We start from the raw sequence: 25,547 nt of genomic DNA, 5'->3' as shown, positions 1-25,547 counted from the left end.
AATCATACCTGCAATTTTGCATAGCGTCCTGAAAGGACAACTCATTTCAGCCAATGCAAACGTAGTGACGCGTTGGGTATAATACATCATGCAAATCGCGCCCTGAAGGGGCAACTAAAAAATATAATTAATATATTTAGTTACATTTTAAAAATTACACAATGTCACAATCTTTATCCAACCTATTTGTTCATATTATCTTTCATGTTAAAGACCATAATAAAACATACATTAGAAGATCCGATCAACCCAAACTCTATGCATATTTAGGCTCAATTATTAAGGATAACGATTCAATTCCAATAATTATTAATGGAACTGAAGATCACATCCATATACTTTGCGTCCAATCAAAAAATATCGCATTGTCGAAATTGGTGGAGGAAATCAAACGACATAGTAGCCGATGGTTAAAACAAAACGACGATTATTACCGGGTATTTGCATGGCAAGGTGGTTATGGAGGATTTTCTGTTAGTCCATCACTACATGATAAAACATACTGGTACATCCAAAACCAGGAGGAACATCATAAAAAGTTATCATTCAGAGATGAATATATTCTGTTTTTAAAAGAATATGGAGTTGAATATAATCAAGAGTTTTTGTGGAAATAAGATTGAGTTGTCCTTACAGGACGCTGGTAAAACGTATTTGTAATATTACCCAAGGTGTTACCTTGGGCTGAATTGAATTGGGCTTACAGCCCGTGATGTGCATGATGGTAATTATATAAAGTCCACAAACATTATTATAGAAATATAGATTAAATTGAGTAGTCAGTAAATCCATAATTATTTTCCGTAATGCAATTCAACGTCCTGAAAGGCCAACTCATTTCAGCCCAATGCAAACGTAGAGACGCATTGGGTATGATACATCATGAAAATGGCGCCCTGAAGGGGCAACTTAATTGCAATTTATTTAACTTATGTCTACCGGATTACAAATCCAAGTTTGTAAGCAAAAAGAGGGCATTACTTGTTAGAGAAAAGTATTCATTCGTTTATTATAAATTAGATACACATATCCATCAGCTAGCTGGGTCTTTACTTCTTCTCAAAAACAATTGCAAAGGTAGTTCCTTTACCTAATTCTGTTTCTACATGTAGCTTGGCATTATTCTCTCTTACAAAACCACAAACCAACTGCATACCCAACCCTACTCCTTTTTCGTTTTGGGTACCGTAGGTGCTATTGATTTTGTTAAAATCGAACAGCGTTTCTTTTTGTTCCTGAGTCATTCCCACACCTGTATCTGTAACTTTTAATGTTGTAAACAGTTTTGAGTCTTCAGCTGAAATGGTAACAGAACCTTCTGCCGGTGTAAACTTTATGGCATTATTAAGCAGGTTACGAAGGGCAATTGATAATTGAACCCGATCTACAAACAAGGTTACGGAAGATTGAATATTGACAATAACCGCTATATTTTTTTTATGAGATACATGCTTTAGATGTTCCACTTCCATCAGCGCCACATCTTTTAAGTTAACAGTGGTTGGCGTTGATTTATGATCACCCATTTGATTAACACCCCATTGCAAAAGGTTATCCAATAAATCGAGTAAATTGGCCGATGAACTTTTAAGTTCTTTACCCAATACCAATAATTTATCTAAATCCTGATGCTGTGAACATATTTCAATCACCTCAGCATAACTATGAAAAGTGGCTAGCGGACTGCGTAAATCATGCGATAATATGGAGAAAAACTTATTTTTTGTAGCATTAGCGTTTTCTAGTTCTTTGCGCTGCTGCTCTAATATGATATTGGTTTTACGACGCTCACGACTGATTTTTAAGATAATGAAAACCAATATCGTTAAAAGAATTAATACCGATATGGCACTTATGGCAATAATTAAATAGCGGTTTTTATAAGCCTTTTCTTCATCTACTTCTTTTTGTTTTTGGGCTACCTCGTATTTGGTATGCAGGTTGGCTATTTTACGTATGGTTTCCTCGTTATTGATGCTATCGCGATAAGCAACGTATTGTTTGTGATGAAAAAATGCCTTTTCAAAGTCTTTTGACTGGTTGTATATGGTTGATAAGCGCAGACTGGCATCGCGTATTTGTTCTTTTAAACCATGCTCCTGTGCTAACAGTAGGCTCTTATGTGCAGTTTGTTTGGCTTTATTATATTGTTTACGTTTAAAGTACACCTCGGCTAAACCATCTAAATAGGACGATACTGCATAATTATCGCCAAGAGGCTCTAGTATATCGATGGATTTATTTAGATAGATTTCTGCACTATCAAGTTTATTTTGGGCGGTGTAGACAAGGCCGATGTTACCTTTGGCGTAGGCAATGCCAAAATTATACTTAACTCTATTATATAAGAATATAGATTTTTCAAAGCAATTAATAGCACTAATTCTATTACTATTTTCCCGATAAATCTCCCCCAAATTTAGATAAACAGAAGCAAGTCTAAACGTATCCTTAACTTCATTAAGTATATTTATTGATTCAGAGTAATATTTTACAGCAAGTTCTATTGCATGATTTCTTTTATAGACACTCGCCAATTTAGCATTAGAAGTAGCAATACCAGTTTTTGATTTTGCTTGCTTATACAAATATTTACTTTCTAGTAAAAATTCAACAGCTTTACTCAAATCTCCTAAATTTATATAAACTTCGGCCTGATAAACTCTTGCAAGAGCTCTCCAATTATACAAATCTTTTTCTTTAGCTAAATCATATGCTTTTGTAGCATAAGATAGTCTATCTTTCGGATCATGAGAGTAATAAGCTAAGTCACAATAGGTATCAAAAATTAATGAATCATTAGCAACGTCGATATATTGAATAAGAGAAGACTTTAAACTATCTATTTTATTTGTACTTTCTTTAAATGCACATAATAAAAAAAAGCACATAAATAATAACATAAACTTTATTCTTTTTATGTGCTTTATAAATTTCATAATTAACAAGAAATACTACTTCTACTTAGGTGGTTTTATAATGATCTCTGGATCATCAGTAACCTTATTTCCATCCTTATAAATAAAGTCAATATTATAAGACTCTGTTCCTTTTGCAGTTTTAGAGATTACTCCAGCCCAATCTGTAGAACCATTAACAGGTTGAGGGTCGGTGGAAAAAACGTCCTGACTATCAGATTTCTTATAGATATTAACAATCTCTTTAATATCACTATTATCCATTAATTTCCAGGTAACAGTACCTCCTTGTTCAACTTCAGACGTAATGGATTTGTCGTGATCGTTCCCTTCATTATCTTTTAAATGAAGTACGATTTCGTCGCCCTTTTTAACGGCTTTTAATCCAATAATTACATTTTTTTTCTCCATATATAAAATGTGTTTTTCTATAGATTAATAGGTTGTTAGATCAATAGGTCATTTGAACCAGATGCTTTCGTAACAACAATAACATACAAATCTATTGTAAATTTTAAGCTTTCTAAAAATAGAATTTTTAAATGTAACTGTTGTAAAGTCAGGTTGTTTTTTTTAATATTTTATGAATTATATGGGAATAATGTTAAAAACAGTCAGGATTATGTATCTATGTGTGAATTATAATAACATCTTATAAAAATCCGGGTATGGGTTTTGGTTATTTGAGTTGTCCTTACAGGACGCGCTGTTAACAATCTTTACAAATTACCCATGGCGATGCCATGGGCTGAATTGAACTGGGCTTACAGCCCGTGATGTACAGGAAGGCCAAGTTTAATTTGTGTTTGGGATTAAACCGAATATTTGTTTTGCAGTAATACTCGCGATTTTGCATAGCGTCCTGAAAGGACAACTTATTTCAGCCCAATGCAAACGTAGTGACGCATTGGGTATAATACATCATGAAAATCGCGCCCTGAAGAGGCAACTTAATTGCAATTTGCCCTTTATTGAATTTGTTTCTTTCTACCGGATTACAAATCCTACCTTGTAATCGAAAATAGCAACGTTCTTGATAGTTGAAAGTTTTCTTTCAATTATTATAAATTAGAAACACGGATCACAGATCCTCGCTAGCATGGTGTAGTTAGTAAATCCATAATTATTTTCCGTAATGCAAATCAACGTCCTGAAAGGACAACTTATTTCAGCCCAATGCAAACGTAGTGACGCATTGGGTATGATACATCATTCAAAACTGCGCCCTGAAGGGGCAACTGAATTACAATTTACAATTTATTGGACTCGTTTTTATCTAACGGATTACAAATCCTACCTTGTAATTGAAAAAAGGGAATTGCTTTGTAGTTGAAAGTATTCTTTCGTTTATTATAAATTGGAACACGGATCATAGATCAGCCTAGCTGTGTGCTTAGGGTCTTTACTTCTTCTCAAAAACAATTGCAAAGGTCGTTCCTTTGCCTAATTCCGTTTCTACATGTAGCTTGGCATTATTCTCTCTTACAAAACCACAAACCAACTGCATACCCAACCCCACTCCTTTTTCGTTTTGGGTACCGTAGGTACTGTTGATTTTATTAAAATCAAATAGTGTTTCTTTTTGTTCCTGAGTCATGCCCACACCTGTATCTGTAACTTTTAATGTTATAAACAGTTTTGAGTCTTCTGCTGAAATGGTAACAGAACCTTCTGCCGGCGTAAACTTGATGGCATTATTAAGCAGGTTACGAAGTGCAATTGATAATTGAACCCGATCCACAAACAAGGTTACGGAAGGTTGAATATTGACGATAACCGCTATATTTTTTTTATGAGATACATGCTTTAGATGTTCCACTTCCATCAGCGCCACATCTTTTAAGTTAACAGTGTTTGGAGTTGATTTATGATCACCCATTTGATTAACACCCCATTGCAAAAGGTTATCCAATAAATCGAGCAAATTGGCCGATGAACTTTTAAGTTCTTTACCCAAAACCAATAATTTATCTATATCCTGATGCTGCGAGCATATTTCTATGACCTCGGCATAACTATGAAAAGTGGCTAAGGGACTGCGTAAGTCATGCGATAATATGGAGAAGAATTTATTTTTAGTGGCGTTGGCATTTTCAAGTTCTTTGCGCTGCTGCTCTAATATGATATTGGTTTTACGGCGATCACGACTGATTTTTAATATGATAAAAACTAATACTGTTAAAACAACTAATACAATTGCGGAACTTATTGCAATAACCAGATATCTGTTTTTTGAGGCTTTTTCTTCATCAACTTCTTTTTGCTTTTGGGCTATCTCATATTTTGTATGTAGGTTGGCAATTTCACGTATCGTTTCTTCATTATTAATACTATCGCGATAAGCCACATATTGTTTGTGATAATAAAACGCTTTTTTATAGTCTTCAACCTGATTATAAATTTCAGACAAATTTAAACTTGTAATTTGTATCCTTTCTTTTAAACCAAACTTTTGAGCTAATTGTAAACTTTTAATAGCTGATTGCTTGGCATTTTCATATTGTTTACGTTTTAAATATATTATAGCCAATTTATTATAATATAATGACAAAGCTTCATTATCACCCAAAGATTCAAATATTTCAATAGATTTATTTATATAGATTTCTGCACTATCTAGTTTATTTTGGTCTATATAAACACTACCTATATTGCCTTTAGCATATGCATAATAATGGTAATTATTTATTGATAAAAAAAGATCCTCAGCTTTTCTGTAATTATCCAGTGCTAGATCAGTTTTGTCCATTTCTCTATACAATACTCCAAGATTCAATACTGACATTACCAACCTTAGGGAATCTTTTACCTGATCAAATAATGCTATACTTCTTTTATAACTTTCCTCTGATTTAAGATAATTTTTTTGCATGCAGTAAACCAATCCTAGTTTTGAGTCAACAGAGGCTTCACCACTTAATATACCATTCTTTTTATACAGCTTTTTACTTTCATAAAGACATTCAATTCCTTTGTCTAAAATACCTAACTTAATATAAACAGCCGCTTCCAAATATTTAGAAGCGGCCATTTCTGTAAAATCATTACACTTATTGGCATGATAATGTGCTAATTTTGCATACTTTAATTTTTCATCAGGATCCATATGTAAATATGAAATATCATGACAAACATGACTTTTTTCTGAATCACTTAAATACATATGTCTTTCTTCATAAACCCTCAATAAACTATCTACTTTATTTATCGACCATAAATTAAGCGATGAAAAAAGAAAAATCAACAGACAAAAATTTATTTTCATAACAAATTAACACCAAATAATTCACTTTTTAGGAGGATCAATGTCAACAGTACCATCTCCAGGATTGAGCCACATTACTCCTCTATTAAATGAATCTTTAATACTCAAATTTTCATGTTTCTTTTGTGGATTTGATACTTCACCCATAAAAGAAATTGATTCCTTAGAGTCTATAGAAATCATTGTCAGAAGAGTTTTATTTCTCTTTTTTGAAGTTTTTAAATAAACTACGAATTGTTTTTTAGCCATAATGTTAAATTTTTATGATTCTTAGGATGCATAAAAATATGATTTTAATATATAAATTAATAGGTGTTGTTTTAAATTTGTCTAATATTTTATTCTAACGTTCTATTTCTATAGATTAAACATAATGATTACAATACAATAATTGTATATACTGCGAATCATGGGTTGAATTTATCCTATTCTGAAGGCTGAATTAAAAATCTACGAAGTAAAAGCCTTATGTATCAACCATAAACTTCTGACTTACAAACAAGAACACACAAGAAAACAAAGCTTAATTTAGGTTAATTAAGTTGCCCTTACAGGGCGCAGGTAAAACGTATTGGTAATATTACCCAAGGTGTTACCTTGGGCTGAATTGAACTGGGCTTACAGCCCGGATGTACAGGAAGGCAAAGTATAAATTGTGTCAGGGATTAAACCGTACTTGTTTTGCAATAACACTTGGGATTTTGCATAGCGTCCTGAAAGGACAACTAATTTCAGCCCAATGCAAACATAGTGACGCGTTGAGGCAACTCATTTAACGTTTAATCAGAATTAGGACTGCAACGCACCAGCTGCGTACCAGGTCTATAACAGATATGGATATACCATATATATTATTTAATTACGCTTCACATAACATTCACATCATATTCACTAATCTGTGAGTAATAAGTGAGGGAATAGTGAACCAATAGTGTATGAATAGTGAGTGATTAGTGGGTAATATCCGCTTTTGGTACGACTACGCTCCGACTATGGTCCCTTGCAGGTACGTATATAACTTGATAAAGTATCTCTTTTAATCAAAAAAAAAGGGCTCTTGCAGTCTCTGCAAGAACCCTTTCCTTTCTAACTATATGAAATTAGGTATTTATGATTTGGTATCAAAAACTGAAAAACAAATCAATTTGTCCCTCCACCTAATGCTTTGTATAAATCAACTGAATAGTTTAACTGCTCTAACTTATCGTTCACCTGACTTAATTGAGCTGATAACAAGTTTTGTTGTGCACTTAAAACCTCAGTGTAATTGGCTTCACCTGCTTTTAATAGTTCTTGTGTAAAATCTACAGCATTGCTTAATGCATCAATTTGTTTTGCACGTAAACCATTTTTATTAACTGAAGACTTGAAGCTGAATAAAATATCAGAAACCTCTTGTCCTGCAGCCAATACAGTATTTTTAAAAGTCAATAAAGCCTCTTCCTGTTGTGATTTAGCAATAGCTAAATTGCCTTTTAATCTTTTATTATAAAAGATGGGTTGTGCTATACCGGCAACAAAGTTTGCCGCAATATTTTCAGGTTTAAAGAAATCTGAAAGTTCTGTTCCATTGTAACCAACAAAGCCACTACTTAATGTAATGCTCGGATATAAGCTGGCCTGAGCAGCATTAGTAGCTTCAAAAGCAGCTCTGAACGATAGCTCTGCACTTAAAACATCAGGGCGTTTTGCCAATAACTGAGCAGGAACACCATACTTTAATTCAGAAGGAACAGCTTGCTGACTAATTGCGTTTCGGGCAATAGTACCAGGTGTTCTTCCCAATAAAACACATAAGGCATTTTCTTGCTGATGAATTTGATCTTCAATGGTAAATACCGATAATTGGGTATTGTACAACAAAGCATTACTTTGCTCAACAGCAGCTCCATTTGTTAAACCTGCATCTTTTAAAGCCTGCATGGTTTGCGAACTTTCAGTAAGTAAACCAATGGTTTCTTTGGTTACTTTTAATTGCTCATCGAGTGATGTTAATGCATAATACAATTGTGCAACACCTGAAATAATATTGGTTTGTACCAGTTTTTTATATTCCATGGTATTTAACAAACTTGCATAGCGTGACTTTTTGGTACTATTTAATTTTCCCCAGGCATCAATTTCCCATGAAGTAGTTAAACCCAAATTTAAGGTATTGGCATTATAACCCAATACTTTGGTAGTACCGCCATCAATACTATACAATGTATATTCATCCTGAGCAGCAACACTTAACGTAGGCAGTTTTGCAGCTTTTGCCATAGCAAAGTTTGCCTCAGCCTGCTTAATTCGCTCTAAAGCCACTTTCATGTCAAGGTTATTATCCAAAGCCTCCTGAATCAACTGCTTTAGTATATCATCGCTAAAATACTCCTGCCATGGAATATCTGCAATAGTAGTAGAATCAGAGGTGTTTAAATTTTCATCTCTGATTAAATCCTTTGTATCTACATTTAAATCAGATACATTTTTACTTGTTCGGCATGAACTCATCCCAATAGCTATAAACACAGCTATCAGGATGGCACTTTTGCCTGTATATTTTATTTTGTTATGCATCGTATTATTGAATTTCTTTAATTTCCGAATCATCAATAGTAACAATCTTCTTTTTGCTTACTTTTTCCTGTAAACTCTGGAACATGATAAACAATGTTGGGATGATGATGATACCAACTAATGTACCTACCAACATACCTCCAATAGCACTAATACCAATAGATTTATTACCTACAGCACCTGCTCCTGAAGCTACAGCCAATGGTAATAATCCAAATATAAATGCAAACGAAGTCATTAAAATCGGACGTAAACGAGCTACAGCACCTGTTATGGCAGCTTTTACAATACTCATACCTTGTTTTCGTCGTTGCAATGCATATTCCACAATAAGAATCGCATTTTTAGCCAACAGACCAATAAGCATGATTAAGGAAATCTGTACATAAATATTATTTACAATACCAGTACCACTAAGCATAGCACCAAATATGAAAATAAATACCCCGGCCAAACCTACAGGTAAAGAGAAGATAACTGCCAATGGCAAGATATAACTTTCGTACAGTGCTGCTAACAGCAAGTATACAAACACCAAACAAAGCAAGAAGATAATCGCTGTTGTACTACTACTGTTAACTTCTTCACGAGTCATACCAGAGAAATCGTATCCATAACCTTCCGGCATATCTATGCTCTCGATAAATTTAAGTACATCACCCGAACTTTTTCCTTCGTAATAGTTTGGAATAATTGTTACACTCATAGAAGAATACAGGTTAAAACGTGTTAGGGTTTGTGGACCTGTAACGTCGAACACCTGAATAAATTCAGAAATTGGAGCCATTTCTCCACTTCCTGTCTGAACCTGCAAGTAACTTAGATCGTCTAACTTTGAACGGTACTCAGGAGCTGCCTGAACCATTACACGGAACTGCTTACCATAAAGGTTAAAGTTAGATACATACATACTACCAATATAAGCCTGAAGGGTTGTCATTACAGTCCCTAAAGTCATACCGGCATCTTTAATTTTAGCAATATCCGCATGAATTTCTTTTTGAGGGAAGCGAGGGTCAAAGCTATTCATAATCATCATAGCTGTACCACTCTTTCTAACCTTATCCAAAAAGTCATTGGTTACATCGTAAAATTTATTGATATCACCACCTGTTTTATCCTGCATTTGAACTTCAACACCACTACTCATACCAAAACCTTGTAGTGTTGGCATTCCGAAAAACATAAAGGTAGCATCTGTAATACTATCTGTTTTTTCTTTAAGGATGGCAGCCACATCAGCTGTAGTAATATCACGCTCGTTCCATGGGTCCATTTTAATAATCATTGAACCATACGAACTACCCATACCACTTAAGAAACTAACACCAGTTAAGTTAGTAACTGTACGAACGTGAGGTATGTCATTAGCTATTTCAGCTACCTCAGCCATCAAACTATCCGTTCTTTCCAAAGAAGATCCCGGAGCTAAAGTAACCATACCCATTACACCACCACTATCTTCCTGAGGTACGAAACCTGAAGGCATCATATTGATAATAAAATAGAAGATATAACTAAATACACCAATAATAGCTACTGTAATCCAGCGGTTTCTTTTCTTACCCATAAAGTTAAGTGTTCGTCCGTATTTTTTTGTTACAGACTCAAACCCAACATTAAATACATAGTAAAAACGCTGAATAAAGTTACGATCCTTAGCTTCTGGAATATGGTGTGCTTTTAAGAAGATCGCACATAAAGCCGGACTCAGTGTTAAGGCGTTTACCGCTGAAATAGCAATTGAAATAGCTAAGGTAAGACCAAACTGTTTAAAGAACACTCCACTTGTACCACCAATAAAACTTACCGGAATAAATACAGCCGACATTACCAATGTAATAGATATAATTGCAGGAGCAATCTCGCTTAAGGCAGCAATAGTTGCCTTTCGTGGATCTTTTTCGCCGGCATCCATATGTGAATGAACCGCTTCCACAACTACAATGGCGTCATCCACCACAATACCAATAGCCAGTACAAGGGCAAATAAGGTTAACAAGTTTATTGAGAAACCAAATACCAATAAGAAAAAGAAGGTACCAATAATAGCAACCGGTACAGCAATAGCAGGAATTAATGTAGCCCTGAAGTTCTGTAAGAATACAAATACTACAATAAATACCAGAATAAAAGCTTCGAATAGTGTATGTAATACTTTTTCGATAGATGCATTTAAGAACTCACTTACATCCATCTCAAAATTATACTTGATACCCACTGGGAAAGATTCAGAAGCTTTAGCTAACACCTCTTTCACCTCATTAATTACATCCTGCGCATTAGAACCTGCGGTTTGAGTAATACCCATTAATACGGCAGGGTGTTTATCATTTAAAGTATTAACCGTGTATGATAAAGAACCTAATTCAACATCAGCCACATCCTTAACTCTTAAAACCTGAGAATCAGTAGAACGGATAATGATATCTTCAAACTCAGCTTCAGACTTTAAGCGACCTGTATATTTAAGTGCATACTGAAATGACTGATTACTGTTAGCACCAAGCTCACCCGGCGCAGCTTCAATATTTTGATCCTGTAAAGCAGCAATTACTTCGGTAGGATTCATTTTATAAGCAGCCAATACATCTGGTTTTAACCAGATACGCATGGAGTAGTTACGTGCACCATAAACGGTAGCATCACCTACCCCTGTTACCCTTTTAATTTGAGGGATAATATTGATATTGGCGTAGTTTTGAATAAACTCCGCATCATAATCAGGGTTTGTTGACGAAACCGCAATAAACAAAATATTACTACTCTGCTGCTTTTGAACTGTTACACCTACCTGAGTTACTTCAGAAGGCAATAAAGATGTAGCCTGCGATACACGGTTTTGAACGTTTACTGTGGCAATATCAGGATCAACACCCTGTTTAAAAAATACAGTAATACGAACTCTACCACCATTTGATGCTTCAGAAGTCATGTAAGTCATACCTTCCACACCGTTAATAGACTCTTCAAGAGGAACAACAACACTATTAAGAACCGCCTCAGCATTTGCTCCACTATATGTGGTTTCTACACGTACTGTTGGCGGCGCAATATTCGGATATTGTTCTATTGGCAAAGTAGCGACACCGATACCTCCCAATACAACAAATAATATAGATATAACCGTAGATAATACGGGACGTTCTATGAATGTTTTTAACATTAGTTTTTTCTTTTAATTATTGAATCTGAATTTCCATTCCATTTGAAAGTGTAGAAATACCATCCGTAACAATTTTATCACCGGCATTAAGACCATCCAACACTGCAAAATTCTTTCCGTCAGGAGTTGATTCAACAGTTATCACTTTTTGCACTGTTTTCTTTCCTTCCAACTTATAAACCAACACCTTGTTTTGTTGAGCAAATGTTGCTTTTTGAGGAATAACAAATACATCTTTTAATAGCGTTGGAATAATTACTTTACCACTGGTTCCGCTGCGTAATAAACCATGAGGATTACTAAATACAGCTCTGAAATTAACCGCTCCGGTAGCTGGATCAACTACTCCGGAAATGGTTTCAATTCTTCCTTCTTCTTCGTACTCACTTCCATCAGCCAATAACAATTTTAATGAAGGCATTTTTTCAATTTTCTCAGCCTGAGTACCACCCTCCCACTTGCGCATGTATTGTAATAACTCTTTTTCGTTCATTGAAAAGTAAGCTACTACATTATCAGTGTTGGCAATGTTAGTTAAAACACTTGAGCTGTTCACCAAACTACCAATTCTGAAAGGAATAGTTCCTACTGTTCCGTCAATAGGACTGGTTACTGTTGTCCAACCCATTGAAGCTTTAGCATTCTCTAAATTTGCTTTTGCAGTATGGTACGCATTTTCGTACGATTTTAATAATACATCACTGATAATTCCTTTTTCGGCCAATGGACGCATGCGCTCCACATCTAATTGTGCATTGTTATAATTAGCCTGAGCCGTTTTTAAAGACTGAACAGATGATGGCGAGTTAATTTTAAATAAAGGTGTTCCTTTTTTAACCACCGATCCCTCATCAACATAAACTGCTTCAATAAAACCATCAACTCTTGGTTTTATTTCAATATCTACCTGGCCTTTTAACACTGTAGGAAACACTGAATGTAATTCTACATCCTTTGCCACAAGTTCCGAAACAGGATATTTTTTCGTGGGTTTTACAGCCTCTGTATTTTCAGCTGTTTTACCACAAGAAACCAATAAAAGAAGCCCTAATGCTCCAATCGTAATCTTCTGTAAATTCATAGTATATTTATTATTTATAATATTCGTTGATTTTAACAATTGTTGATATTTGCAACTATAAAAGCAAATTTTTTTATTTTACACCCATCTTGCTCTGAATATGATCAAAAACCTTGAAAAAGGTTTTTACGTCTGATTCATTTAAACCTTCCATTAGATTGACAGTAACCTCATGGTCACAAGCAATAGTCAACTCTGTATATTCATAACCTTTTTTAGTTAGTGTAATTATATTTCTTCTTCTGTCGTTAGGATCTGTACTTCTCATTAAAAGGCCATCTTGTTCAAGAACATCAATCATCCGAAGAACCACAGACTTATTTTTATTCATTATTTCTGCAATATCTTGTTGCACCGGTGATGTCTTTTGACAAAAACGCACAATTAACAATACCACCATTTGGTCAAAGGTGTATTTGATTTCCTTGTCTTTAAATAAATCAGCCATCATCTTTGGAAATGCACTTCGAATTGACCCAATTGTCATCCCCAATGGCCTGACTTCAGCTTTCATTTGATCTTATTTTAAAATATTATAACTCTTATCCACTATGTATCAATAACATAAATTAAATATCAATATATTATGATACAATTTGAATTACAAAGAAATATGTATTAGTTGATTTTTGCAACTGTTTCATTTGAATTTAATTATTCTTAACATCCAAATAATGCCAGTTACTTAGACTGATCATTTTTAATAAAATAATTAAAGATTGCAATGAAATAATGAGGTCAATTTGCCTCAAAAGTTGTTCCAAAGAATTACACCCTTAATTAATTTAAGATATTTTATAAAATAGTTGAGTTTGAATTTTAAACTATATATCTTAACTTTAATTAAAGATTAAAACATGTAATGACTTAAACCAATTGAATAATTTTCTGTTAGATATTCGCACATTTGTATCGATTTATAATAGTACAAACAAATTATTTCACTAACCATTAAACTTTAACAGTATAATGAAAAAATTAAGCAATTTATTTCTATCTGCATTAGTTGCATTTGCAGTATTTTCCTGCAACACTCCTCAACAAAAACAATCCGGTGATAACCATGAAGAACATGCTAAAACTGAAAAGAAACATGTTCACTGGTCACACGCCTCTGGTGAAGAAGGTCCTGAGAACTGGAAAAATTTATGTGATGACTTTTTACCTTGCGGAGGCAGTGCTCAATCGCCAATTAATATTATTACCGATAGTTTAATCAGCGCAGAAGACTTATTACCATTGTCGTTAAAATACGGAACAACATCTGTTGATATTATTAATAATGGACATACAGTTCAGTTTAATACAACCGGGGATAACTCCATTAATGTTGAAGGTAAAGAATACAAACTATTGCAATTCCACTATCACGCTTTAAGTGAGCACACTGTAAACGGAGATCACTATCCTTTAGAAGTTCATTTTGTACACAAGCATTCCGATAGTGATTTATTGGTAATGGGGATTCTTTTTAAAGAAGGAGAATCAAATCCTTTATTTGCAAAATATTTAGAGAATTTCCCTAAAGAAAAGGGAACTTTTACTGCTGAGGATCAAATTGAATTGATGGAGGTTATTCCTTCAAACTTAAGTTATTACCATTACAATGGTTCTTTAACAACTCCTCCATGTTCAGAGATTGTAACCTGGTACGTTCTTCAAACTCCATTGGAAGCTTCGAAAGAACAAATTGATACTTTTTCGAGTATTTTAAACAACAATTACAGACCAACAATGCCATTAAACGGCAGAACCATTGCAGGCTATTCTGCTGAATAATAAAAAATAAAAACATAAAAAAGGCCACTTATCTATATGATTAGCGGCCTTTTTCTTTTAAAATAGGTTCAGAATTATTAATCAATAATAGCTTTTAATTTCTGAGCATGTTCTTTTATTACACCCATTGTACTATCAGTATCAAACACAGAATTTAAACCTTGCTCTTCCTGAGGTGGATCACCCATTAAATCATCGCCATTGCTCCACATTGGATCTTCCTTATAATGGCGACCGTAACCACCAAAGGCCCAAAAATTAGTTCCTGCTAACACTCCGTTTTCTTTAGCACTCTCTTCAACTTTAGTAAAAGCGTGGCTATAATACTTATCTCTGGCAGTAGTGCTATCATCTGCATTAAATTCATGATGATCGCGAGGTAAACCAAATTCCTCAAAAACAAGTGGTTTGTTCAGTTCTTTTGCTACATTAAAATGACTCTCCATATATTGATCAGTAAGTACAATTGCAGAATCCAATGTTTCAGAAATCCTTTCGCAATCAATCCATCCCCAGTTTTTAGGCCATATATGCATGGTCATATAATCTACGCTATTGTAACTATGTATCTGCTTAAAAAGATTGATATCTTCCTCACACCCCCAGGATCCTTCAGTTCCTGTTGTAACCAAATGATTAGGATCTAAAGCTTTAATAAAATCTGCAGTAGTTTTTACCCATTGTGCAAAATTCTCTTTATTAGCATCAGATAAAGCTCTGGGTTCATTTGCCAGTTCCCAGGTCATAATGGTTGGATCTTCTGTATACTTTTTACCGCTATACTTATTGGTTCTGCCAAGCATAAACTTAATATGCTCCTGATATAATTTCTGACAAGAATCGCTGGCATGAAACTGTGAGCAATAGGCCATAAACTCAGGCCAGCTATGAGGCGCAATATTGGGATATGGAATATCTCCATAACCACACCAATTTAAATACTGACCATAACCACCTGACCATTCCCATGTATTATTCAAATATAAAATGGCATGCATTTGACGTTTACCCATCTCATTTAGCAAGAAATCTAGTCCATCCAATAAGGTATCGTTATAAACACCTGGTTCTAATTGTAAAGCCGGAGTTACTCTGAATGGTTCGTTATCCGGGCCTTCAGCACCAGCCAAAATACGAAGGTTGTTAATGCCCACACTTTGCATTAAATCCAACTCCTTTATCAATCGATCCCGATTTCCCCCTCTGCCCTCTGAAGCTAAAATTCCTCCATACCAATAATTGGTACCTACAAAATAATAGGGTTTATTATTCCATATAAACTGATGACCTTGCCGGGTCACAAAACTGCTTTCTGTGGATTTTTTCGTATTACATCCCATAATAACAAGTAAAATTAAAACTGGTATGTAGATTATTTTTTTCATAGGTAATAGTTCTTAGTTACTAGTACTTAGTTTTTTTTATTATTTCTGTTTTGTTAATAGGTAAAAATTAGATTTACGCCTTTACTATTTTAAACCACTAAGAACACCAAGATTTCTTCACAAAGAGCACAAAGAAATTTTATGAAAATCTTAACGCCTACGTGCCTTAGTGGTGATTATTTACTCGTTATTAGACGCTGATCGTTTTGATTTACAGCTTGGTTATTACCAGACGCTTACAGATTTAAACTTATAGCTTGGTAATAAACGCTGACAGGTCTGCAACCCTAACTTACGCCTTTCGTTTTTCGTTTAATTCCGCATTAATTTTGGCCATGTATGAGTCACTTAATTTATACAGAAGTAATAAGGCTCCTGATAAAAAGGCTGCAATACCCGGGTATATACTAATCATTAATCGAATTCCTTTTAAAGACTCCACACTTTGCTCCGCATTTGCCTGAAATCCATAAGATGCCAGAATATAAAGAGGTATAGCTCCTCCTATTGTCAAACCTAACTTCTGCGACATAGAGGATGATGAAAAGATTAATCCAGTCGCTCTTCTACCTGTTTTTAATTCAGAATAATCGGCAATATCTGCATACATCGACCAATTTAGGGGTAAAACAATACCAGCAGTAATTCCAATAAATACATTTAATAAAAATATTAAACTGATTTGTTGAGGTTGCAAAACATATAGAACAATACTAAACGCTGCTGCACAGAACATAGAAATCAGATAAGTAGCTTTTTTACCCAGTTTATTTGATATCGGTTTGGCCAATATTACACCTATCATATTAGTTGCAAGCCAAACAGTCATGTAAGCACCTGCCAGTTTATCCCACTTTACATCTCCAAATAAAGGAACCGTTTGATCCTGAATAAAATATTTAAAATAATACATGATACTTGAGTCTCGAAAAGTATTGAATATGAGCATCAATATACCTACACCAAGCATAATAAACCATTGGTGGTTTTTAAGTAAATCTTTTAAATCATTCCATACTGAATTTTTCTCAGCAATTGGTTTTAATCTTTCCTTGGTCCATAAGTAAGTCATTACAAAAAAGAATGCCGCTACTACTGCGTAAATCATTACCATATATTGGTAACTACTGGAAGTATTGGCCCCGGAACTTTTAAAATAATCCAGAATATAAGGCGCAGAGGCCGTCATAAATATCCCACCTGAATAAGCTCCAATAAATCTAAAGGAAGCAAGGGTAGTTCGCTCCTTCATATCATCAGTCATTACAGCCATTAGCGACCCATAAGGCACATTAATAGCCGTATACACCATCATCATTAAGGTATAAGTAATATATGCATATATTAACTTACCTGAAGGGCCAAAGTTCCAGGTTGTAAAAGTTAAAATGCCAATAATACCAAACGGAACAGCTACCCATAATAAATAGGGTCGGAATTTCCCTTGTGATGTATTTGTTCTATCAGCAATAACACCCATGATTGGATCATTCAATCCATCCCATAGTCGCACTAATACAAACATTAATGCAACTGATTCCGGACTGAGTTCAACAACATCGGTATAAAAAAAGGTTAAGTACATTGCAAAAATCTTCCAAAACATGGAAGAAGCAAAGTCCCCAAAACTATATCCTATTTTTTCTTTTATATTTAAATTGTAGTTCATTTTCAGATTTTATAAAAGCCCACTCCAGCTCCCCCAAATTAGAGGAGGATAGATTTACAGCTTGGTTTATTAACCGCCAAAAACTTAGGGATCTTCACAAAAAAACACGATGTATTTCTGCAAAGCATAATTCCTTTATGCAAATTAATTTCCTATTTACAAGACGCTGATAGGTTTGATTTACAGTTTGATATTAAACACTATCAGGTCTTACTTTCATTTAAAATGGTCATTACTTCCATTAGAGCACGACTATTATGGTACGGACATTTCCAGAAACCCAGTTTAACATCACTGGTTATGGGATTACCTTGCTGATCGACCCGCCAGTGCCATTCACCATTTTGTTTATCAATTATTTTTTCTTTTATAAATTTCCATGTCTTTATCATGGTATGGAGATAGAATTCCTCTCCGGTAATTTTCCAGGCATAAGCCAAACCAACCATTGCTTCTGCTTGTGGCCACCAATGTTTATCGGCATCCAGATGGTCACCTTCCTTTTCATTAAAAACTGAACCATCCTCAACCATACCTTCATTAATGGTTGCATCAACCATCTTGATACATGTATCTTTTACTTTAGATATCTGTTCAGCATTGCCTAGCTCATAAGCAGCTTCATATAAAAGCCATGCTCCTTCAATATCGTGTCCGTATGAAGTGATGGATGATTTTACTGTCCAATCATAATCAAAAAACAATTCGAAATGTGCAGTATTCTGATTAATAATATGTTTGTCAAAAACATCGATCAAGTCTTCTATTTTTTGCTTTAAGTGTTCATCTTTCCATACCCGATATAAGTTTGTATAGGGTTCCAGAATATGCAAATGGGTATTCATTGACTTAGGTTCATTGGCATCTTTATCACTCAATCGCATATCATCCAATGTATTCCATTCTCGGGATAAAGCTTCAACATAACCACCATATTTTTCATCATAGCTTTTTGCTTCAATCAACTCAAAAAGCTTTTGAGCATACTCCAATGCCACGGCATCACCTGTAGCTTTATAAAACTCAGAAAAACCATAAATCCCAAATCCCTGGGCATAAATCTGCTTTCTGTCAGATACTACTTCCCCCTGTTCACTTATGGCCCAATAGAGTCCTCCATGTTCTTTATCCCAGAACTTTTCTATCAGATAATGATATGCCCTATAGGCAACTTTTAAATATCTTTCGTCTTCTGAAAAATTATAGGCTGCAGAAAATGACCATAAAATACGAGCGTTTAATACAGCACCTTTTTCTGCACCCGGAACCAACTGATTATAAAAATCTCTTTCTCCAACAAATCCACCAAACTTTATATCAATCGAGTTGTCAGTCCAATATTGCAAAAGCAGGGAGAACTCCTCTCCCATATCTTTTACTAATTGGTCCATCTTAAAAAAAGGGCTGACCAATTCCATTCCTAGTTATTTTTGTCTATTAAATTATTAATTCTGTTTACCGAAGCTGCCGATCTAAATTCATCGGGCGGTGTATTTATGCAATAATCAACCAGTTGATCAACCGTTGATGTTGCTACATGCATCCTGGTATCTGAAGAAGCGTAGTAAATATATACTTTTCCGTCATCATCAACAATCCAACCGTTGGAAAAAAGAACATTTGACACATCTCCAACTCGCTCTTCCTTCAATGGACCCATAAAATGACCTGCCGGTTTATAGGTTACTTTCCAAGGCTCTTGCAAATCCGTCATAAACATATAAAGTGTGTATCGTAATCCGGCAGCAGTATTTCGAACTCCGTGAGCTAACTGCAACCAGCCTTTATCTGTTTTGATAGGGGCAGGACCTAAACCATTTTTTACTTCGTAGATAGTATGATACTGTTTAGGGTCGACAATAATTTCATCAACAACCTCAGCATGTTCAATAGTTTCAGACAATCCAAAACCAATACCACCACCAGAACCGGTATCTATAAACCCATCCTGAGGACGTGTATAAAAGGCATATTTCCCATCTATAAAATGAGGAAAGAGAACTGCATTTCGTTGCTGCCCGGCGTGACTTTTTAAATCATCCAATCTTTCCCAGCTTTTTAAATCCCTGGTACGGGCAATACCGGCAGCAGCCACTGCACTACTTGTATCTCCGGCTGAAGCATCAGGATCTTTACGCTCAGAACAAAACACACCATAGATGTAGCCATCATCATGTTGCGTTAAGCGCATATCGTAAATATTGATATCCGGATCATCAGTTTCAGGCATAGTTAACGGACGCTCCCAGAAACGAAAGTTGTCCACTCCGTTAGGACTCTCGGCAACTGCAAAAAAGGATTTACGATCGTTACCTTCAGTTCTGACTACCAGTATATATTTACCATTAAGTTTTATTGCTCCGGAATTCATGGTTGCATTAAAACCAATGCGCTCCATAAAATACGGATTTGTATCAGGATTATAATCAAATCGCCATTTTAAAGGTACATGATCCCTTGTTACAACAGGATTTTTATACCTATTAAAAACTCCATTTGTACTAAACAACTCCTCATTAGTTTTGGACAAAAGCGCTTCATGCTCTTTTTCAATCCTCAATTTTCTTTCTTCAAATAACTTATTCGACATTGAATTTTCTTTTATGTGTTATTTTGGGGGTGGTTGTTTTTATGGCAACCTCAAAAACGCTTAACAGTTGTTATTCCATTTCAGAGATTCCATTATCTCATTATAAATTATTTATTGCTATTAAAATCTTCTAATAACCAGATATCAGGCTTTGACGTAAACTGTTTTGCATCTGCTTCAGAAGGATGTCCGTCATAAGAAAAGAAATGATGTTTTTTAGGATCATTTCGCCATAGCAACACATAGCTTATATTGCTTGAAATACTATCTGGTTCCATTGCCTGATACAACTTTTGAGTAAACCATGTTGAATCCGGAAGATTTTCGCAGCCAGTTTCTGTAAATGCTGCCGGTTTATTTTTTTCTTTGGCTACTTCAATCATCACACTCAGGTTTTGTTGGGTATTTTCAACCCAATTTTCCATGCCTGGCCATTCATAAATATCAACACCCAGCATATCAACCATATCATCGCCAGGATACCAAACCATATATTCCTCTTTTGTTTTATATCCTCCATTAGGTGAATAACAGATCAACATATTGGAGAGTCCTTTTTTGTTTTTCAGGTAGTCAACAGTGAATCTAAAAAGCTGCTTATATTCTTCTGGTGTGGTTGTTTTACTCCCCCACCAAAACCAGGCTCCATTCATTTCGTGCCATGGACGAAAAACAAACTCTATTGGATTTCCATCAGCATTTTTTAAGCTCAACAGAAAGTCGGCAATCAAATCAAGTTCTTTTACAAATTCACTATGAAAATCACCATTGGGTAAAATATGCTCAACCACTGTAGAGTCTGTAAACCATGCGTTTTCACCTGTTACAACAGAATATGGATGCCAGCTAAATGTATTTACACCTCCCATAAGACCGGCTTTAACAACCAACTGACGCATTACATCAAAAGGAACAGAATCCAGATTAACCGCATCACCTCTTTCCAGACCTCCCAAATCCCATCCAAAAACAGCGGGATAATCACCAGAAACTCTTTTTACATCCGATTCTCCATCCACATATTTCCAATGCTGACCGTAGGCCAAATCATCCTGATGCCCCAACAAAATTCCTTTTTGCTGCGTTGCTTTCAGCGTTTCGTACAAAGATTTTGATTCACTCATTTCTTTTTTTTGAGAATTACAACCCATTAGCATTCCTGCAACCAGAGAAAATATTACTAACTTGTTCTTCATTGTTTATTTTGTTGTGTATTGTAGATACTAATTGTTTCTAATTATTTTAAATCCGGCATTTCATCCCGAGTAATCACATAATCCTGACTCATTGCATCTATCCACCAGGATGCTGATGCATGTTCATGATCTGTTTTTTCGAACTCACTACCGGATGTATTTACAGTTCTGTCATAATCATACCATGGCATAAAAAAGCTCCATCTTGAACCATTACTCCACTGTTCGCTTACTTTTGCAACTGTTCCACATTCGCTTAATGTGATCATTTTATTGGAATAGATTTCCTGTATCGCATTAAATTCCGCTGTGATTACGGATCCACTGCTTTCTCCGTAAATATCCCTGCCTATAATATCCACATACCCATCTCCAGGATAAAAATCATGATCTCCGGTTTGTGTAGTCCAAACCCATATCAGATTATTTACCCCTTTATCTTTAAAGTAATTAAACATATAAATCCAAAGATTTTTGTATGCTTCGGCTCCATCTGCTCCCCACCAAAACCAGGCAGTTCCACCTGTAAATTCATAAATATTACCTGCAGCTTCATGTAATGGTCGCCATATTACAGGGATGTTTTTTTCTTTAAGCAGCAACAAATAATCGGCTATTTTTTCCAGGTCGGCATTAATCACCTCATTTTCCCAGGTTCCTGTTACAGTGGCCTCTGCCGCACTAAAATGATTATTATCTGTATAAAAAGAAATTTGATCAGAACCTTCTGAAAGAGGTACATTCCAATGCCATCCGGCACTTACTATACCTTTATTATTCCACCATTCTTCAGCTACTGTAATGTTTGAGTAATCAATCCAATTAGCTGGCGAAGCATACAAATGCACATAATCAAACGTAGTAATAGCCGGGTATTTTCCGGTATGAAACTTTACCCATTCTGCTTCATTGGTATTCCAACTTACATTGGCCATTGTGGATGAGATCATCTTCTCTCCATAATTATCCAACAAAAAGTTATATACATTCTGAGCTTGAGGTATTGGATTTTCTGTAACCAAGGTAGTGGTGATATTTAACTGAACAGCTTCTTTTGTTGTAAAACTTAACCTTATTTCAGCTGCTTCAACTTTTGTTGGACCAATAACAACACCTTTAGGTATTACCAATTCATAAGTATTGGATTCCTGCAATCCGGATACATCAATTTTCAGTTCCTTTAAATTGGCAACAACATGATCAACACTTGCATTACCTATTGCAACCAATGAATGTGTTGATGATGGCGAGGTAATATTCTGATCAAAAGTTAATGTGATTGTAATATCACCATTAGCGATATCCACAGCTCCGTTTGAAGGGGTTGAACTCACTAATACAGGTGGCTCCAAATCCTCTTCTTCAACACCATTATTATCATCTGAACAACCACACAAAAAAAGAAATAGCACCGGTAAAAAAATGAGTAAAAACTTTTTCATCAATTTATTTTTTAAGTAAGATGGAACTCACCCGAAAAGTTGACATTCTCTTTTCCTTAAGGCTTGTCTCATCGCTGTATGCTCTTTTAAATAAGATTTAGAAATAAGGACTGTTCAAATTAGAAACAGCCCTTATACGCAATTATTATTAAACTCTATGAAGAGCCGATCCATTATAACTAGCAGACTATTTTATGGCTACTTTAGTGACTACAAAATCACCTCCATATGCACCCAAACCACCACCATTCTGAATTGCAGCTATATCATCAGCAGTTAGCACAAACGAAATGCTCGAAGTACCAGCAGGAATAATAATATTACCATCTTCAGTTTCATCACCTGATTCCTTGGCTATAGGAACAGTAGATGGTATTGCAGCCCAATTACCATTACCAATACGCATTGTTGCTTCTGCATCTGCAGTATAGTAAATATACAAGGTTTGTCCTACCGTTAATCCACTAAAATCATACCCTCCCCAGGTTAGGGCGGTGAATGAGTCGCTCCAGCCAGAAACCTTAGCAGAACCTTCCCAGATTGGTGTTGGTGGTGAGAAATCTTTCACCCAGGAAATAGAAGAAATAACCATACCATCTCCCTGAAGAATAATTGAATAACCCCAATCACTAAATGGGAACAATGAAACAGGCAAGTCAATGTAATCAGAAGATGCCAGGATGGCTGCATTATCAGGATTTCCATCTATTGAGCCATCATAAACATTTACCCAATGACCATGGAATACTTTCATTTGTGGAGCATCTTTGGGTTTAGTGTATCGGATGCGTACGTAAGCATCAGCCGGAGCACCAGAAAAGTCAATATTTAATTCATAGTTTGAACTCCAATTAGCCAATTCAACAGGAGTATTATACAATACGGTTTCAACAATACCTGATGCCTCAACTTTAATGGTATAATCAACATTTGTTGTACCTGACACCAAGGTTATTTTATTATCACCTACATCATTACCCACTCCAACATAGAGAACAGTTCCTACCAATAAGTAAGGAGTTTCTACATCATTAAGAAGCACATTGGTTAAACTTCCTCCATTTACAACAGAGCACTCCAATAAGTCTCCCATAGTTGTTGCTTCTGAAGCAAATTCAGAAACGGCACAGAAAGTAAATGCATTGATCGTAATATTTCCAGCTGCAACAATTTCACCATTATCCATCACAATTGATATACTTCCTGTTTCAGCCTCCAGAGGAACTACAACTGAAAAACCATCGCCAGTAGCAGTTGCTTCAGCTTCCAGATCACCAAACATAACTGATGTTACTCTGCTACCTAAAGTTGACACAATTGCTAACTCATCCAAAGGTGTAGCATCAGATGGGAAAGTAGCTACAGGCTTAGTCGTAACAAAACCTTCAACAGAAATTGCTGTACCATTATCGGTAGTTAAAGTAATTGTTCCGGTCTGAGCTGCTTCTGTTACTTCCAGATTTAACTTACCATCTATTACGGTTACCGGTACTGCTTCAGCTCCGGTAAATGTAGCTGTGGTTACCAAATCTAAATCAGTACCTGCAATAACAACAGTCTCGCCTACTCCATAAGAATCTTGTATTTCATCAATAGCAGCTGTTGGTTCAATAAGTGTAATATTACCTACTTCAATTTCAATACCCGAAGGTAACACTGATATCACAGCACCGCTTGTAGCATTGGTTGGAACAGTCATTACAAGGCTTGTTGCACTTTGACTCTCAAATTCAGTCACCTCAACATCTCCGCCCAAAGTAAGACTAGTTACCAGGTCAAGATCGGTTCCTGTAATTGTTAATTCTGTACCAGGCTTAACAGGCGTTGGTGCAACTTCTGAAACAACCGGAGTTACAATATTCAGTTCTTCTTCTGAGTAAATAATAATAGGATCTTCAGCACCATTTGATAAAGCAATTTTACCGGTTTGTGCTTCAGCAGGTACAATCAACTTAATTTCCTTACGGGATTTACTAACAAAATCAATACTATCCACAACAACTCTGTCAGTAAAAATAAACTCAGCAACCCTGTTTAAATAATCTCCTGTTAAAGTTAATTCTGTACCAGGCTTAACACTTGATGCAGCAAAGGCATCCATTGAAATTGGTTCGCTAAAACCAATCGGAGTTAATGTTGTTAATGTACCTTCTGAATAATTTAATTCCAGATAACCTTCTGATGCATCCTGAGGTACAATTAACTTAATACTTGTTGCAGTATGCTCCGTAAAATCAGCACTGGTTAATTCTATTCCATCAGGAATTACTATGGAAGTAACATCATCTAAATTATTACCTATAAACCTTAATTCTGCACCACGCTGAATAAGCATAGGTCCATAACTTAACAACTCCGTTTTACTACTCACTCCATCATCGTCATCCTCGCACGATGTAAGCGTAAGTGTCAGTCCTAATAATCCTATAAAAAACACAAGGATAGCAGACTCTATTTTATTTATATATTTTGAATGCTTCATAATTTATTTTGCTTA

General features: G+C 35.3%; 17 protein-coding genes. 2 read left to right on the top strand and 15 right to left on the bottom strand.

Annotation, left to right across the window (positions count from 1 at the left end; all coding sequences use genetic code 11):
* Positions 1-161: 161 nt before the first annotated feature.
* Positions 162-617: a transposase gene (locus tag OM075_RS05340; protein ID WP_301189449.1), complete on the top strand. Its 456-nt coding sequence runs from the start codon at positions 162-164 to the stop codon at positions 615-617.
* A gap of 432 nt (positions 618-1,049) precedes the next feature.
* Here OM075_RS05340 and OM075_RS05335 read toward each other — a convergent pair whose 3' ends face one another.
* The 8 genes from OM075_RS05335 to OM075_RS05300 all read right to left on the bottom strand — a co-directional run bounded on the left by OM075_RS05335 (position 1,050) and on the right by OM075_RS05300 (position 13,503).
* On the bottom strand, positions 1,050-2,903 hold the full coding sequence (locus OM075_RS05335) for an ATP-binding protein (protein WP_301189448.1): 1,854 nt from the start codon (positions 2,901-2,903) through the stop codon (positions 1,050-1,052).
* 57 nt (positions 2,904-2,960) lie between these two features.
* On the bottom strand, positions 2,961-3,329 hold the full coding sequence (locus tag OM075_RS05330) for a hypothetical protein (RefSeq protein WP_301189447.1): 369 nt from the start codon (positions 3,327-3,329) through the stop codon (positions 2,961-2,963).
* A 991-nt stretch (positions 3,330-4,320) separates the two neighbouring features.
* Positions 4,321-6,162: a tetratricopeptide repeat-containing sensor histidine kinase gene (locus tag OM075_RS05325; RefSeq protein WP_301189446.1), complete on the bottom strand. Its 1,842-nt coding sequence runs from the start codon at positions 6,160-6,162 to the stop codon at positions 4,321-4,323.
* Positions 6,163-6,204: 42 nt separating this feature from the next.
* Positions 6,205-6,366 carry a hypothetical protein gene (locus tag OM075_RS05320; protein WP_301189445.1) on the bottom strand — a complete coding sequence of 54 codons (162 nt, stop codon included), beginning with the start codon at positions 6,364-6,366 and terminating at the stop codon, positions 6,205-6,207.
* 957 nt (positions 6,367-7,323) lie between these two features.
* Positions 7,324-8,742 (bottom strand): efflux transporter outer membrane subunit, encoded by a 1,419-nt coding sequence (locus tag OM075_RS05315; RefSeq protein ID WP_301189444.1) that lies wholly within the window; start codon positions 8,740-8,742, stop codon positions 7,324-7,326.
* A gap of 4 nt (positions 8,743-8,746) precedes the next feature.
* Positions 8,747-11,908 (bottom strand): efflux RND transporter permease subunit, encoded by a 3,162-nt coding sequence (locus OM075_RS05310; protein WP_301189443.1) that lies wholly within the window; start codon positions 11,906-11,908, stop codon positions 8,747-8,749.
* A gap of 16 nt (positions 11,909-11,924) precedes the next feature.
* A complete protein-coding gene (locus OM075_RS05305) occupies positions 11,925-12,989 on the bottom strand; it encodes an efflux RND transporter periplasmic adaptor subunit (RefSeq protein ID WP_301189442.1) in 1,065 nt (354 codons plus the stop codon).
* A gap of 73 nt (positions 12,990-13,062) precedes the next feature.
* Positions 13,063-13,503 (bottom strand): MarR family winged helix-turn-helix transcriptional regulator, encoded by a 441-nt coding sequence (locus tag OM075_RS05300; RefSeq protein ID WP_301189441.1) that lies wholly within the window; start codon positions 13,501-13,503, stop codon positions 13,063-13,065.
* Positions 13,504-13,958: 455 nt separating this feature from the next.
* Here OM075_RS05300 and OM075_RS05295 point away from each other — a divergent pair, with 455 nt between their 5' ends.
* Complete coding sequence (locus OM075_RS05295) at positions 13,959-14,768, top strand: carbonic anhydrase (RefSeq protein ID WP_301189440.1); 810 nt, start codon at positions 13,959-13,961, stop codon at positions 14,766-14,768.
* A 77-nt stretch (positions 14,769-14,845) separates the two neighbouring features.
* Here OM075_RS05295 and OM075_RS05290 read toward each other — a convergent pair whose 3' ends face one another.
* From OM075_RS05290 to OM075_RS05260, 7 genes are all read right to left on the bottom strand, one after another.
* The gene (locus OM075_RS05290; RefSeq protein ID WP_301189439.1) at positions 14,846-16,153 is read right to left on the bottom strand and encodes a glycoside hydrolase 5 family protein; all 1,308 of its coding nucleotides are present in this window, start codon (positions 16,151-16,153) and stop codon (positions 14,846-14,848) included.
* 292 nt (positions 16,154-16,445) lie between these two features.
* Complete coding sequence (locus tag OM075_RS05285) at positions 16,446-17,822, bottom strand: MFS transporter (protein ID WP_301189438.1); 1,377 nt, start codon at positions 17,820-17,822, stop codon at positions 16,446-16,448.
* A gap of 203 nt (positions 17,823-18,025) precedes the next feature.
* Complete coding sequence (locus OM075_RS05280) at positions 18,026-19,240, bottom strand: AGE family epimerase/isomerase (RefSeq protein WP_301189437.1); 1,215 nt, start codon at positions 19,238-19,240, stop codon at positions 18,026-18,028.
* A 2-nt stretch (positions 19,241-19,242) separates the two neighbouring features.
* Entirely contained in the window at positions 19,243-20,412 is a 1,170-nt protein-coding gene (locus OM075_RS05275; protein ID WP_301189436.1) for a glycoside hydrolase family 130 protein, read from the bottom strand.
* A gap of 107 nt (positions 20,413-20,519) precedes the next feature.
* Entirely contained in the window at positions 20,520-21,608 is a 1,089-nt protein-coding gene (locus OM075_RS05270; RefSeq protein ID WP_301189435.1) for a glycoside hydrolase family 26 protein, read from the bottom strand.
* 41 nt (positions 21,609-21,649) lie between these two features.
* A complete protein-coding gene (locus OM075_RS05265; protein WP_301189434.1) occupies positions 21,650-23,050 on the bottom strand; it encodes a glycosyl hydrolase in 1,401 nt (466 codons plus the stop codon).
* A 187-nt stretch (positions 23,051-23,237) separates the two neighbouring features.
* On the bottom strand, positions 23,238-25,532 hold the full coding sequence (locus OM075_RS05260) for an IPT/TIG domain-containing protein (protein ID WP_301189433.1): 2,295 nt from the start codon (positions 25,530-25,532) through the stop codon (positions 23,238-23,240).
* Positions 25,533-25,547 lie beyond the last annotated feature (15 nt).

Origin of the sequence: Plebeiibacterium sediminum (genome assembly GCF_026013605.1) — a bacterium.
Lineage (GTDB): Bacteria > Bacteroidota > Bacteroidia > Bacteroidales > Marinilabiliaceae > Saccharicrinis > Saccharicrinis sediminus.
The sequence above is the reverse complement of the archived record's forward strand: the minus strand, read 5'-3'. Positions and strand labels throughout refer to the sequence as shown.

Excerpts from the sequence above, each read along its gene's own strand:
- OM075_RS05310 (WP_301189443.1), bottom strand. The coding sequence starts at position 11,908 with ATGTTAAAAACATTCATAGAACGTCCCGTATTATCTACGGTTATATCT.
- OM075_RS05305 (WP_301189442.1), bottom strand. The coding sequence starts at position 12,989 with ATGAATTTACAGAAGATTACGATTGGAGCATTAGGGCTTCTTTTATTG.
- OM075_RS05315 (WP_301189444.1), bottom strand. The coding sequence starts at position 8,742 with ATGCATAACAAAATAAAATATACAGGCAAAAGTGCCATCCTGATAGCT.
- OM075_RS05265 (WP_301189434.1), bottom strand. The coding sequence starts at position 23,050 with ATGAAAAAGTTTTTACTCATTTTTTTACCGGTGCTATTTCTTTTTTTG.
- OM075_RS05295 (WP_301189440.1), top strand. The coding sequence starts at position 13,959 with ATGAAAAAATTAAGCAATTTATTTCTATCTGCATTAGTTGCATTTGCA.
- OM075_RS05285 (WP_301189438.1), bottom strand. The coding sequence starts at position 17,822 with ATGAACTACAATTTAAATATAAAAGAAAAAATAGGATATAGTTTTGGG.
- OM075_RS05260 (WP_301189433.1), bottom strand. The coding sequence starts at position 25,532 with ATGAAGCATTCAAAATATATAAATAAAATAGAGTCTGCTATCCTTGTG.
- OM075_RS05270 (WP_301189435.1), bottom strand. The coding sequence starts at position 21,608 with ATGAAGAACAAGTTAGTAATATTTTCTCTGGTTGCAGGAATGCTAATG.
- OM075_RS05290 (WP_301189439.1), bottom strand. The coding sequence starts at position 16,153 with ATGAAAAAAATAATCTACATACCAGTTTTAATTTTACTTGTTATTATG.
- OM075_RS05335 (WP_301189448.1), bottom strand. The coding sequence starts at position 2,903 with ATGTTATTATTTATGTGCTTTTTTTTATTATGTGCATTTAAAGAAAGT.
- OM075_RS05300 (WP_301189441.1), bottom strand. The coding sequence starts at position 13,503 with ATGAAAGCTGAAGTCAGGCCATTGGGGATGACAATTGGGTCAATTCGA.
- OM075_RS05280 (WP_301189437.1), bottom strand. The coding sequence starts at position 19,240 with ATGGAATTGGTCAGCCCTTTTTTTAAGATGGACCAATTAGTAAAAGAT.
- OM075_RS05275 (WP_301189436.1), bottom strand. The coding sequence starts at position 20,412 with ATGTCGAATAAGTTATTTGAAGAAAGAAAATTGAGGATTGAAAAAGAG.
- OM075_RS05340 (WP_301189449.1), top strand. The coding sequence starts at position 162 with ATGTCACAATCTTTATCCAACCTATTTGTTCATATTATCTTTCATGTT.
- OM075_RS05320 (WP_301189445.1), bottom strand. The coding sequence starts at position 6,366 with ATGATTTCTATAGACTCTAAGGAATCAATTTCTTTTATGGGTGAAGTA.
- OM075_RS05330 (WP_301189447.1), bottom strand. The coding sequence starts at position 3,329 with ATGGAGAAAAAAAATGTAATTATTGGATTAAAAGCCGTTAAAAAGGGC.